Origin of the sequence: Exiguobacterium sp. R-39 (assembly GCF_049942815.1) — a bacterium.
In the GTDB taxonomy this organism is placed as follows: Bacteria; Bacillota; Bacilli; order Exiguobacteriales; family Exiguobacteriaceae; genus Exiguobacterium_A.
In genome coordinates this window covers 821583-834711 of the sequence record NZ_CP187965.1, presented here as the reverse complement: position 1 = coordinate 834711, position 13129 = coordinate 821583, and the positions used below count along the sequence as shown (strand labels likewise).

The following is a 13129-nucleotide window of genomic DNA, read 5'->3' as shown; positions in this document are numbered from 1 at the left end:
CGAATACTTTGCCTTTATTTTTTCAGAAAATTCCATTTTTACCTTGACGTGCTACAGAGACTTTCGTATGATTAAACACAATTCATCGCTTTTATACTGTTATGCACAAAAGTGATACATAAGGAGTGATTTTTATGAAGACAACTTCGAAACGGTTTGACCGCCAATTCGGAATCCATGTGTTAAACGGTCTTAGTATCGGGATTTTAGTTGCACTTATCCCCGGAGCCTTACTTGGCGAACTCGCCAAAGCCTTGCTTCCGTACTTTTCTCCCGCCCAACATATCATCGACTCTACCGCGCTTGCGATGCGTTTGTTACCGATGGTGATTGGTGTCGCCGTAGCGATGCAGTTTAAGACGTCGCCCATCGAGACTACATCGATTGGTCTCGCGACTGTCGTTGGATCAGGTGTCGCCAGCCGGACCGATACAGCAGGTTACTTATTCGTCGGCACGGGGGATGTCATCAATGCCGGACTAACGGCTGCCATTGCAATGGCTCTCGTTATGTGGATCGGCAATCGGTTTAAAACGTATACTGTCCTCGTCATTCCGACTTTAATTATTGTCGGAGCAGGCGGAATCGGTGTCCTGACCTATCCTTATGTCACAAAAATCACTGCCAGTATCGGTCAGTTGATTACTCATTTTACGGTCCTTCAACCTGTGTTGATGGGCATCACGTTAGCCGTCATCTTCTCTGTCCTGATTGTCTCTCCGTTGTCGACCGTCGGAATCGCAACTGCAATCAGCTTATCCGGTGTTGCCGCCGGTGCTGCCAACTTAGGTGTCTGTGCCGCCGGTTTCGGACTTGCGATTGCCGGTTGGCAAGCCAATTCACGGGGTACTTCTATTGCTCATTTTTTAGGATCTCCTAAAATCCAGATGGCAAATTTCATCCGAAACCCTATCATGATTTTACCTGTCATGTGCAGTGCAGCAGTTCTCGGCGGACTGGCTGGTGTTCTTGGGATTCAAGGAACCCCGTTCAGTGCCGGTTTCGGCATGTCAGGCCTGATCGGACCGATCAATGCGTTACATTTAATGACCGGCGGTTGGACATGGGGCAATATCTCGGTTGTCTTCGGACTCTTCATCATTTTACCGATTCTTCTTTGTCTCTTATTCCACCACTTATTCCGTCGTTTCCGTCCATGGACAAATCATGAACAATACCGGCTCGATTTTGATTGATACAAAAAAGAAGCGACGCTGTCAGCATCGCTTCTTTTTTGTATCTTTATTACACGTATTTCAATACGTCCATCGGTGTCTCTAACTGATAATCAGCCGAATTCCACTCCTGTTCCGTTCCGAAACCGAACCGGCAAATCGCAACGGGCATCTGTTGGATCCGTGCTGCTTCGACATCCGATGAACGGTCTCCCACCATCAAATATTCGACCGCTCCGAATTCATCTCGATGGGCTGCTAGAATATCGGCTTTTTGTTTCCCTTGAACCGACTCCAGACATTTCGGACTTGTGAAATACGAGCGAATGTTTTGACTGTCGAGCACTAGATTCAAATAGTGAACGCCACAATTGCTTGCTGTCGAAACGATGTGTCCATGTTTGGTTAACGTTTCTAACGTCTCACGAATCCCGTCAAACAAAACATCCTGTCCCGCCATCGTCTGTTCTAGATGATGGTGACGTTTTTTTCGAATCGCGCGAATATCTTCTTCTGAAGCATCCGGAATCGCTTTTCTCCAAAAAGCATTCCCTGCCAAACCATAACTGGACTGCACACTCTCTTTTGATGGTTTGACAAGATGCGGCATATCTTCCATCGCCAGATGAATTGCCTCCGTCATTTGATTGGTTGAATCAATCAATGTTCCGTCGATATCAAATAAAATCACTGCCATATGAACACTCCTCTATTTTTTTAAAGCGTTTTGTTTTTTCATAAGCGTTTTCTTCCGGAAATAGACATATCCGGCTCCGAATACGAATAACCCGATGAACCAAGGTGTATAGTGATGGAGTTCATGATGCCGTCCCATCATACCATGCCCCAGTTTTTTCCCGCCCCAAATGAAAAAGACTGACCAGGCAAAAAAGGAGATTGTCGTGGCAACTGTGAACGTCCACCGTGAAACACCTGTTAATCCGGCCCCGATGGCAAATCCCATCCGCCACATCGGCGACAACAACAGGATAAAACGGCCGCGTGTGTCCATTTGACGTTGAAACTGATTCATCTTCGTTTCAGAAATCCGAAACCATTTAAATACACGGGCAAGCAGACGGTCACTTCCGAGCCGACCAATCGTAAAAAAGATGTTTTGACTAATCACGAAACTGAGTACTGCGACGATCAACATGATAATGAGATTAAATTGCGTCGTATGTACCAGGTAGCCCGCATAAGCTAACGGTACTTCACTCGGTAAAAATGGAAACATTAACGTCAACATCATTCCGAAATAGCCATACGATTCAATCCACGAATGCCAAGCCATGATTCCCCCCCTTTCACTGGATTTTTCTTCTAACTCCAGTGTAACGAACTTTTGAGGTAGCGTACAGAAATCGTGTTCGGTTTCACGGCTAAAAACCCCGTCGCTGACTCCATGTCAGCGGCAGGGTAGGATCAATCCATCCGATTAATACGCATCTTCACTTTGAAGCGGTTGTGTGCTTGCTTTTTGTTGCTCATCTTGCCAGTCACTAAAACGTGTCAATTCTTCAAACACTGTTTTTGTCACGAACAGAACGATGGCGATATCATCCGCAAAACCAAATCCAAGTACAAAATCAGGGACCAGGTCAATCGGAGAAACGAGATAGATCAAAGCACCGATGACTTTCAAAATCGTCGTCCGGCGAATATTTCGATATTCCCCTGATTGGTAAGAGCGAACCATGTCGACAAATAAGCGGACCGGCGAGAACACAACTGATAAACTTGAGTTTTTATTTATTTTATCAATTGCTCGTTTCAGCATCGAATTCGTTTTTTTAGGTTGATTGATGTACGCTTTAGCTTCATCTGCATATTTTTCTTGTTCTGTTTCGAGCTTTTGATTTGATAAATCCATCAAAAATCCCCCATTCAACATAATAGTAGCGTTAGCTACCTTTTATGTTCCCTAATGCCTATCTGGATAATCCTTTCTTCAAGGATCCAGTATGTTTTAATCGATTCATTTTCGGCTATCTGATTATAGCAGTCTACCCAACTACACATTCCCCAGGAGGAATTTACAATGAATCATATCAATCATACTGTCATCATCACAGGTGCCGCCAATGGCATTGGAGCAACACTTGCCAAGACTTATGCCAAGGAAGGCGCATCAGTCATTCTTGCCGACATTGATCAAATGACGGGTGATGACCTGGCAGCAGAAATCGAAGCCGACGGCGGAACCGCTTATTTTTATCATTTGGATGTTCAAGATGAACAAGACGTCAACCTATTGATTGATAAAGCCATCGAACATACCGGTCGAGTTGATATCCTGATTAACAATGCCGGCATCATGGTTCGTAAACCGTTACTTGAATTATCGATCGATGAATGGGACCGTGTTCAACATACCAATCTGCGGAGCATCTTTTTAACGACAAAAGCCGCCGCCCCTTATCTGAAGAAAAACCCGGCCGGTGGACGGATTGTCAATTTGGCCTCCACCCGTGCCTTTATGTCCGAGCCGGATACGGAATCTTACGCGGCTACTAAAGGCGGGATTGTAGCACTGACGCATGCTTTGGCCGTTTCTTTAGGACCCGACCGGATTTTGGTCAACGCCATTGCTCCCGGATGGATTGAAACCGGAAATTATCATGAACTTTCACCAGAAGATCATAGTCAGCACCCGGCCGGACGAGTCGGAAAACCTGAAGATGTCGCCCGGGCTGCTCTGTTTTTGACGAATCCTGATAACGACTTCCTGACGGGAGAAACATTGGTTCTCGACGGCGGAATGACACGAAAAATGATTTACGAAGAATAAAGCAAAACTAATTTTTATAACCTTTTTGTTGATGCATCAAACGCTTCTTTTTTCACTTCTTGTTAATATTACAAAAACATATCACGCCTTTTTTAAAAGTGAATCCTGGTATTCACTTTTTTTATTTTTTCTTCTTTCCTGTTTTGCCAACAGTTTTCTCTTTCTTTTGAAAGAATTCAAAAAATGATTTACAAAAAGGAATGTTACTCCCTGATAATTTCCATATAATATTTTTAATGAAACTGTAACGGAGACTTGACCTATTTCTTGTTAGAGTAGAACAGGTAACATTTTAAAAAATGTATCTGATTAAGGAAGGAATGATTGATTCAACTATGAAATCATCTTTAAAACAAACACTCGGTCTGTCCCTCATGACGATGACATTACTCTTCAGTCCACTTGCCCATCCGGTCGGAGCAGCAAGTTCTTATAAAGAAAAACAGCAGCAAAACCAGCAACAACAGTCAAAGCAAAAGCAGGCACTCTCAAAAAAGACAGCTCAATTGTCAAAAGCCCAGCAAAAAGTCTATGCCCTTGATCAACAAATCAATGGATTGACATTGCAGGTCGTTGAAAATCAACAAAAAATTGATCGCAATCGTAAACAGATCAAACGATTGGAACAAAAAATTGATGCCTTGCGCGAAAAGATCAACAAGCAGGAAAAAATGTTAGGAGACCGGTTAGCAGTCCGCCAGTCGAAAGCAGATGAGGATCCGCTTCTCGAAGCCGTTTTCGGTGCCAAGGATGTCGGCGATATGATCAGCCGGTTTAATGCCTTTAATACGATTGCTGAAAGCGATGCTTCTTTATTAAAAGATTACGAACACAACAAACATCAATTGGCACTTGCTCAAAAAGAATTGAAGCAAACCCGTGTCGATTTGATTGATGATCGCACGCTTCTAAAAAAGAAACAACGTGAATTAACGGCAGAAAAAATCAAACGAACAACGTTGCTGAAACGCTTGAAGACAGAAAAACGTTCCATCGAAACGAACATCTTGAGCCTAAAAGATGCAGCCGCTCAATTGAAGGCACAAGAAGCTGCAGCCCGTTCAGCTGCCCGAGCTGCACGACTAGCAGAAAAACAAGCAGCCGCGCAATCGGCGCAACCTGCTTCTGTTACAAAAGCAAGTACAAAAGTCCTCTCCAAAGCAACTGGAAAGTTCATTAAACCGGCTGCCGGTTCCATTTCACAAGGAATGGGTGCTGCCAGCGGAAGTAACGGCTATGCGTATCATAACGGGATTGATTTTGCAGGTCCACTGAATTCGCCAGTCGTTGCTTCTGCGAGTGGAACTGTCATTTTGGCAAGCTCAGGCGGTCCTTACGGTAACCACGTGTATCTGTCGCACAGTATCGGCGGAAAAACGTACACGACCGTTTATGCGCACATGAATTCCCTGACCGTCAAACAAGGTCAACAGGTGAAACAAGGACAACAAATCGGTAACCTTGGAAGTACCGGAAATTCAACCGGTCCCCACCTTCATTTTGAGATTCATGACGGCGGTTATCAATACAATGCCAATGGCCGGACAAACGAACTGAATCCAAGTGACTTCTTTTAACTGTTGATGCAAAATCCCTCACCGGAATAACTCCGATGAGGGATTTTTTGATGTTTCTTTTTGAATTACAGTTTGAACTGGCTGGTTTGTTGATCGAGTGAAGTCGTCGTTTGTTCCAGTTCCAGCATCAACTGATGGATTTGTTCAAATGATGCTTGTTGGTCACGCATCGACGCTGCGACCTCTTCGTTCCCCGCAGCCAATTCTTCCATCACGCCACTGACTGAACTGACCTGATTGACCACTTGATTGGCCTGGTCTTTCGATTGAAGCAGCTGCGTTGTCATGAACTGAACAGCTTCCGTTACATCCGTCACATGTCCCCGGGTTTCTTCGAATGCTGCTGTCACCTCTGCAAAGTTTTGAACTTGGTGTGCTTGTTCTTTTTCAGATTGAAGTAACGCTTCCTGCAAAATTGCTCCGTCTGCCCGAATTGAACGAACCAAAGAGAAAATAGAGCGGGTTGCTTGATGTGTTTCATCCGCCAGCTTTTTCACTTCACTCGCAACGACAGCAAACCCGCGTCCCGCCTCTCCTGCCCGTGCTGCTTCGATTGCAGCATTTAACGATAGTAAATTCGTTTGTGCCGAGACACTTGAGACGAGTTGTGCCATCTGTTCGATTTGCTGTGTTTGTTGTAAGAATCCAGCCAACTTGCGACCGAGTTCCTGATTTTGGAGAGTAGCCGTCGTCAGTGATTCCGCTTGTTCCTGCATGATGGTGGCACTTTTCCCCATCGTTGTATCGGCGAGCTGTCCTTGACTCAATGCCTGTTGCGCCCGTTGTTCACTTTGTTCGAACAATGTACTCATATCCGTGATCGTACTGACGGTCGTTTGTAAGTCATCTGAGACGGTTTGCGTACCACTGGCCATTTCATTGATGGCATGTGTCATGTTTCCAGATACTTCAACGATATTGGCATTTTCAGCTGTCGCCTGTTCGCTCATCTGATTAATGGTCGTCGACGTTTGGCTAATCGTTCCAATGACGCCATGCAATGTCCCTTGCATTTGGGCGATTGCTGACTCAAGACGGCCAATTTCATCCGTCCGTCCTGATACCTGGAGTTGTTGTGAGACATCCCCTTGTGAAATCTGTTCCGCTGTTTTAACGACCCGGCTGATTGGACGGGTGATGCTCCGAGCAAAGTACCAATTGTAGAGTGCTAATGCAATCAAAAGGATGAATGTCGCGATTAAAACTGAACGCGTCAGATTCAACGTTTTGTCTTTCGCTTCTTGTTGCAGTACATCGTAAAATTCACCGTTCTTCGTATGTAACGTGTATAAATCGCTTAATACCCCTTCCACCTGAGCTGCATGGGAACGAATCGCGATTGGATTGAGCTCATTTAATAATGTCGTCCGTTTCTCTGCTAAGACCGTATACTTCATTTTGGCACGATTCAAATCGGGTTTAAACCGATCAATCAAATAAGTTTTTTGTAATGAATCAACAGCTTTTTCATTTTTTTCACTTAAGGCAAGTGCCTGTTCTTTTTGGTTTTCTGACGGCTGGCTTGCTAACCGGTTCCAGGCCGCCTGCTCATACAGTAACTTGGTCTCCAGTTCTGAAATCTCGACTAATTGTTTTCCATAATCCTCATTGTAGGACTGGATTTGCCGCAGCTCGAATAATGTCCAACCCATCAGGGCGACGACACTGACAATCGTCACGAGCGTCGAAATTAAAAATCGTTTTCGTAACGTCATTGGACCTTCACCTTGCCTTCCAGTATTTCTTGTTTCAATTGTTCGAGTCGTTGCAGTTCTTTTGCTGTAAAGTTGGCATTACGAATCGGTGCTAATTGAATGGCTCCATCTTTGACCCCTAACACGATTTGACCGGATTGAAGACCCGATGCCTTAACGCTGTCGCCAATTTTCGTAATCGCAAGATCGACCTGTTTTAACATCGACGTCATGACTGCGTCCGGTGCAATTGCCGTTTGATCACTGTCGACACCAATGGCCTTATTTCCTTTTTCTTCTGCCGCTTCCAGAACACCACTTCCGGTAAGCCCTGCCGCCGCATATAAAACATCCGCCTCTTTTTTCATTTGAGCGTTTGCCAGTTCCCGTCCTTTGTCCGGCGCAGCAAAGTCTTCCGCATAATCAACGAGGACACGGATGTCCGGATTAATCGCTGTTGCACCGGCCCGGTAGCCTTTTTCAAACTTTTCAACGAGCGGTGATTTCATACCGCCGATGAAACCAATCGTTTCACTGTCGGACTGAATCGCTGCCGCTGCTCCCGCCAGATAACTGCCTTCATCCTCTTTAAATGTGACGGATAATACATTCGGTAGTTCCGACACGGCATCAATCAGTGCAAACTGCTGTTTTGGGTACTGTTTGGCGACTTTCTCCAGGTCTGCCTGTCCCATGAAACCGAGACCGACGACAACGGTCGGCTGTTGTTTGGCTAATGTGGCAAATGCCGCTTCATATGACTTTGTTTCACTTAATTCTCTATAATCAATGAACCAGTCTTCTTTTTCACGCAGTAAGGACATGCCGCTCATCGCTGCATCACTGAACGATTGATCTCCTAATCCGACATCGGATAAAACGACTGCCATTTTTCGACGCTCCTTCACTGCTTGTTGCGGATCATCGATGATACTTCCACAACCTGCCAGACCGATTGTCAATACTAGTACGGACAAACTGAATCGTTTTGACATATTTCCACTTCCCTTCACTGTTCTACAATTGATTATCGGAAAGGTTGTCTGACTTCTTAACCTAAAAATCAAATTCAGAATTATCCCAAAATAAAAAAGCATGTCCTGTTCACAACCAAAGTTGTAGAACAGAACATGCTCGATAATCACTTTAAATTAATAATCACTGTCTGAAGAACCGCCTGTGACGATGGCGATTCCGGCAGAAGCACCGATGCGTGTGGCGCCAGCATCGATCATTGCTTTTGCTCCTTCGAAATCACGAACGCCGCCTGAAGCTTTGACACCAATGTCAGGTCCAACCGTTTCGCGCATAAGACGGATATCTTCCACCGTTGCGCCGCCTGTCGAGAAGCCAGTTGATGTCTTGACGAAATCTGCACCTGCTTTAACGGATAACTCAGCAGCTGTTTTAATTTCTTCTTTTGTTAAAAGACAGTTTTCGAAGATGACTTTGACGAGTGTACCGTTCGCTGCTTCAACAACCGCACGGATGTCGCGTTCAACAAGTGAAAGATCGCCGTCTTTCAATGCGCCGATATTTAAGACCATATCGATTTCTGTTGCACCGTTTTTGATAGCATCTTGCGTTTCGAATGCTTTTACTTCTGGTGTGTTTGCACCAAGTGGGAAGCCGATGACTGTACAGACTTTAACTGCGTCATCTGATTTCAAAAGTTCTGCCGCGAGTGCTACGTTTGTCGGATTGACACAGACACTTGCAAATTTGTATTCGAGTGCTTCCTTACAAAGTGTTTCGATTTGAGCACGTGACGTTTCTGCTTTTAAAGCGGTATGGTCGATCATTCCTGCTAAATTCATGATTCATTTCCTCCTTAAGGATATCCCTTAGACTCTGTTTTCATTCTATCACGCAAGAGGTCAGACTTCTATCTTTTTACGCGACTTTTCGTAACTGTTTTTTCCGAATCAATAAACCATTCAAGGTAAAGACCAGGGCAGCCGACCAAATGAATGTAAACGCAATCAAGTGCGTTCTCGTAAAGGGTTCATCGTACAGGAGAACACCGATGGCAAGCGACAATGTCGGAGCAACAAATTGCAGAAAACCGACGACCGTAAACGGAATCCGCTGCGCTCCAAATCCGAACAATAATAACGGAACAGCGGTAATGATACCTGTCAAAAAGAGTCCGATCATCACAAAGGGAGACGACGTAAATGTCTCTTGTCCACTGATACCCATGTATCCTAAGAACAGGATGGCAATCGGTAACGGAGCCAGTGTTTCAATCGTCAAACTGACCGTTGACTCAAGCGGCCGTTGTTTTTTGACGACACCGTAAAAACCAAAGCTGAAGGCCAGCGCCAGCGAAATCCAAGGAAACTTCCCATAACCGATCGTCAGAATCAAGACGCCGATCGTCGCAAGGAGAATCGCGAGCCATTCAATCCGTGACAGTTTCTCCCGGAAAAAGAACACCCCGAAAACGATGCTGACGATCGGATTGATGTAATACCCAAGCGATGCTTCGACAATAAAATTATGATTGACCGCCCAGATGTAGATAAACCAGTTCATGCTGATGATCAGTCCGTTCAAGAAAAAAAGACGACGGGTGAACGGGTTTTTCAATGCCCCCGTAAACTTCGGCAATGCTTTTTGAAGGGATAATAATAACAGTAAGAAAATAAACGACCAGACGATTCGGTGGGCTAATATCTCTTCACTCGAGACGGTCGCAAGTAATTTCCAGTAGATCGGCAACAAACCCCAAATGATATAGGCGGATAATGTTGCGATAAAACCTGATTTATTCATGAATAATTTCCTCTTTTCTCAATCACGATACTTTTTTCATTTTCATTCGTCCGCTTGATATCCCACTGATTGTAAAGACAGCGACGGCCAGCCAAATGAACAGGAACGCGATGAAGTGAATCGGTGTAAAGACGTCATTGAATAAAAAGACTCCGAGAATCAAGGTCAAGGTCGGAGCGATATATTGTAAAATCCCGACATAGACGAACGGGATTTTCGGCATTCCGTATCCAAACAACATCAATTGAATCGCCGTTGCCACTCCTAACATGACGATCGCGAACAAAGCTTCCGTCGGCAAGGCGAGCGGATTCGCTCCGGTCAGACCAAGCGTCAACAAAGCAAAAGGCAGCGTGACCAGTGTTTCAAGAAACAGACCGGATAACGGTTCTGCCGCCGCCTTCTTTTTAAGAACGCCGTAAAAAGCAAATGAGATGGCGAGTGAAAACGCAATGATCGGAAACTTTCCGTACCCGAACGTTAGAATCAGGACACCCGTGACAGCACTGACAATCGCTAGTAACTGGGCCCGGTTCAGACGTTCACCGAAAAATAATAAGCCGAACAAGACACTGACCAGTGGATTAATATAATAGCCGAGTGACGACTCGACGAGATACCCTTCGCCGATTGCGTATAAATACAAGGTCCAGTTTCCCCCAAGGACGAGTCCTGCCGCTAAAACGGTATTCCGTTGACGTTTGCTTCGCCAAAGTTGCTTGACGTGCTTAAACTTCCCTGTCAGTCGCAGTAACAACGTGACAAAGATAAAAGCACTGATGATGCGAATCGAGACGACCGTCCAGGCCGGTATTTGATCCGCAAACAGTTTGTAGATCGGTAACAATCCTCCAATCACATAGGCGACGAACGTCGCACTCATTCCCCGTTTATCCACGATGAACCTCCTTCAATGTATACAAGTAAAGCCGCCATCATCATGGCGACTTTTCAGCTTATTGTTGATCGAGAATCTGGAACAATGTCTTCATTTCCGACTCCGTCAAATCACGCCATTCCCCGATTGGTAAATCACCGAGTTCGATGTTCATGATTCGGACGCGCTGCAGGCGTTTGACACGATAACCGAACTCTTTACACATACGGCGAATTTGTCGGTTCAATCCTTGTGTCAAAACGATTCGGAACGTCCGCGACTCGAGCTGTTCGACGACACATTCCTTCGTCGTCGTTCCCAGAATCTCGACGCCGCTTGCCATTCCTTCGATAAATGTTTCCGTAATCGGTGCATCGACCGTCACGATATACTCTTTATCGTGATTGTTTTCTGCCCGTAAAATCCGGTTGACGATATCTCCGTCATTCGTCAGGATAATCAATCCGTCCGAGTCTTTATCGAGTCGTCCGATCGGGAAAATCCGTTTCGGATGATTGACGAAATCAATGATATTACCTTCAATGTCACGTTCCGTCGTACATGTGATGCCGACCGGTTTGTTTAAAATCAAATACTCGAGTTCCGGCTTTGCTTGAAGCGGATGTCCGTCAATTTCGACGGCGTCCGTTTTTTCGACCTGCGAGCCGAGCTCAGCTACATTTCCGTTAATTGTCACACGTCCGGCATCGATGAGCTTATCTGCTGCCCGGCGGGAACAAAATCCTGTTTCACTAATAAATTTATTGATTCGCATAAGTGGATGTCCTCTTTCTCTTTTGTAATCTTTACTCAGTGTAGCGTATCCGTTACCTGAAAACAAAATAATTTATTGGCAGGAAAACAAAATTCGCCTTCCTGTAATCAGAAGGCGAATTCCTTTTAGATGGCTTGCTCTTTTAACGTCTCCATGACGCGAACGAATTGCCCATCGTTCATCGGGTAACCTGCTTTTATGATTTTGACGCGAACGAGTTGACCAATCAATGATTCGTCTCCTTCGATGGCGACACGTAAGTAATTATCCGTATAACCGACGAGACGGCCACCTGCTTCTTCCGAAAATTCTTCCGGAATGATTTCAAGCAGTTCTCCTTCATACTTCGATGCATATTCTTTTGCCAGCTGATCCGACAAGGCAATCAAGCGGGCGACACGTTGTTCTTTGATGTGCTCCTCGACCTGATCATCCATCATCGCAGCCGGTGTCCCCGTACGTTTTGAATACGGGAAAACATGCAATTCACTGAACTTATGGTCGTTGATGAAGTTAAACGTCTCCATGAACTCATCTTCCGTCTCTCCCGGGAAACCGACGATAACATCTGATGTAATTGCACAATCCGGCAAGACTTCTTTTAAGCGGGTAATCCGTTCACCGAACTCCGACATCGTGTATTTCCGGCGCATCCGGCGTAACACGGTATCTGATGCCGATTGAATCGGAACATGGAGATGGCGGACGACGATCGGTGACTCTTTGAGGACGTCTAATACTTCATCCGTGATTTGGCTCGCTTCAATCGACGAAATCCGAAGCCGTTCGAGACCTGTCACGGATTCCAAAGCTTTTAACAATTTCGCCAAGTTGTAGTCTTTGAGATCTTCCCCGTAACCGCCTGTATGAATGCCGGTCAGGACAATTTCTTTGTATCCTGCGTCGACAAGCTGTTGCGCCTGCTTCAGGACATCTTCCGGTTGACGCGAACGCATCAGACCGCGTGCCCAGGGAATGATACAGAACGTGCAGAAGTTGTTGCATCCTTCTTGAATCTTCAAGGAAGCCCGTGTCCGGTCGGTAAAAGCCGGCACGTCGAGTTCTTCGTAGATTTTCGCTTTCATGATGTTACCGACGGCATTGATCGGCATCCGTTCTTCCCGGAACTGTTCGATATAACCAATCATCTTATGACGGTCCTGTGTTCCGACGACGACATCGACTCCTGGAATCGCCATGATTTCAGCCGGTGACGTCTGCGCATAACACCCGGTGACACAGATGACGCTGTCCGGATTTTGACGGATGGCCCGTCGAATGACTTGCCGGCTCTTTTTATCACCCGTATTCGTTACTGTACATGTATTGACGACGTAGACGTCGGCATGATCTGCAAAGTCGACACGTCCATATCCCGCATCCTTGAACAGTTGCCAGACGGCTTCTGTCTCGTAATGATTGACTTTACAACCAAGCGTTTGAAAGGCTACCGTTGCCATTT

13 protein-coding genes are annotated in these 13129 nt (G+C 45.5%); 3 read left to right on the top strand and 10 right to left on the bottom strand.

All coding sequences use genetic code 11. The features are described from left to right. Positions 1 to 134 precede the first annotated feature (134 nt). Positions 135 to 1196, top strand: a complete 1062-nt coding sequence (locus tag ACP26N_RS04305; protein WP_426354853.1) for a PTS transporter subunit IIC — start codon at positions 135 to 137, stop codon at positions 1194 to 1196. 49 nt (positions 1197 to 1245) lie between these two features. Here the strand turns inward: ACP26N_RS04305 and ACP26N_RS04300 are convergent, their stop codons facing one another. The 3 genes from ACP26N_RS04300 to ACP26N_RS04290 all read right to left on the bottom strand — a co-directional run bounded on the left by ACP26N_RS04300 (position 1246) and on the right by ACP26N_RS04290 (position 3048). Continuing rightward, a complete protein-coding gene (locus ACP26N_RS04300) occupies positions 1246 to 1872 on the bottom strand; it encodes an HAD family hydrolase (RefSeq protein WP_188005230.1) in 627 nt (208 codons plus the stop codon). 12 nt (positions 1873 to 1884) lie between these two features. After that, positions 1885 to 2469 (bottom strand): DedA family protein, encoded by a 585-nt coding sequence (locus tag ACP26N_RS04295; RefSeq protein WP_131973218.1) that lies wholly within the window; start codon positions 2467 to 2469, stop codon positions 1885 to 1887. 144 nt (positions 2470 to 2613) lie between these two features. Continuing rightward, positions 2614 to 3048, bottom strand: coding sequence for a YkvA family protein (locus ACP26N_RS04290; RefSeq protein ID WP_026829007.1), 435 nt, complete (start codon positions 3046 to 3048; stop codon positions 2614 to 2616). 168 nt (positions 3049 to 3216) lie between these two features. On the opposite strand from ACP26N_RS04290, the gene ACP26N_RS04285 reads away from it, so the two are divergent. Both ACP26N_RS04285 and ACP26N_RS04280 read left to right on the top strand, forming a co-directional pair. Further along, positions 3217 to 3966, top strand: a complete 750-nt coding sequence (locus ACP26N_RS04285) for an SDR family NAD(P)-dependent oxidoreductase (RefSeq protein WP_131973219.1) — start codon at positions 3217 to 3219, stop codon at positions 3964 to 3966. Between the two features lie 320 nt (positions 3967 to 4286). Further along, entirely contained in the window at positions 4287 to 5543 is a 1257-nt protein-coding gene (locus tag ACP26N_RS04280) for a murein hydrolase activator EnvC family protein (protein ID WP_131973220.1), read from the top strand. Positions 5544 to 5608: 65 nt separating this feature from the next. On the opposite strand, the gene ACP26N_RS04275 is transcribed toward ACP26N_RS04280, so the two are convergent. The 7 genes from ACP26N_RS04275 to mtaB all read right to left on the bottom strand — a co-directional run bounded on the left by ACP26N_RS04275 (position 5609) and on the right by mtaB (position 13127). Next, positions 5609 to 7258, bottom strand: coding sequence for a methyl-accepting chemotaxis protein (locus ACP26N_RS04275; protein WP_131973221.1), 1650 nt, complete (start codon positions 7256 to 7258; stop codon positions 5609 to 5611). Continuing rightward, a complete protein-coding gene (locus ACP26N_RS04270) occupies positions 7255 to 8232 on the bottom strand; it encodes a BMP family lipoprotein (protein ID WP_426354850.1) in 978 nt (325 codons plus the stop codon). Before ACP26N_RS04270 ends, ACP26N_RS04275 begins: the two co-directional genes overlap by 4 nt. A gap of 156 nt (positions 8233 to 8388) precedes the next feature. Continuing rightward, the gene (gene deoC / locus ACP26N_RS04265; RefSeq protein ID WP_026829012.1) at positions 8389 to 9054 is read right to left on the bottom strand and encodes a deoxyribose-phosphate aldolase; all 666 of its coding nucleotides are present in this window, start codon (positions 9052 to 9054) and stop codon (positions 8389 to 8391) included. 76 nt (positions 9055 to 9130) lie between these two features. Next, positions 9131 to 10015: an EamA family transporter RarD gene (rarD, locus tag ACP26N_RS04260; protein ID WP_131503934.1), complete on the bottom strand. Its 885-nt coding sequence runs from the start codon at positions 10013 to 10015 to the stop codon at positions 9131 to 9133. Between the two features lie 22 nt (positions 10016 to 10037). Continuing rightward, positions 10038 to 10913, bottom strand: coding sequence for an EamA family transporter RarD (gene rarD, locus ACP26N_RS04255; protein WP_131503933.1), 876 nt, complete (start codon positions 10911 to 10913; stop codon positions 10038 to 10040). A gap of 58 nt (positions 10914 to 10971) precedes the next feature. Next, on the bottom strand, positions 10972 to 11667 hold the full coding sequence (gene rluF, locus ACP26N_RS04250; protein WP_131503932.1) for a 23S rRNA pseudouridine(2604) synthase RluF: 696 nt from the start codon (positions 11665 to 11667) through the stop codon (positions 10972 to 10974). 125 nt (positions 11668 to 11792) lie between these two features. After that, entirely contained in the window at positions 11793 to 13127 is a 1335-nt protein-coding gene (gene mtaB, locus ACP26N_RS04245) for a tRNA (N(6)-L-threonylcarbamoyladenosine(37)-C(2))-methylthiotransferase MtaB (RefSeq protein WP_131973224.1), read from the bottom strand. Between the last annotated feature and the right edge of the window lie 2 nt (positions 13128 to 13129).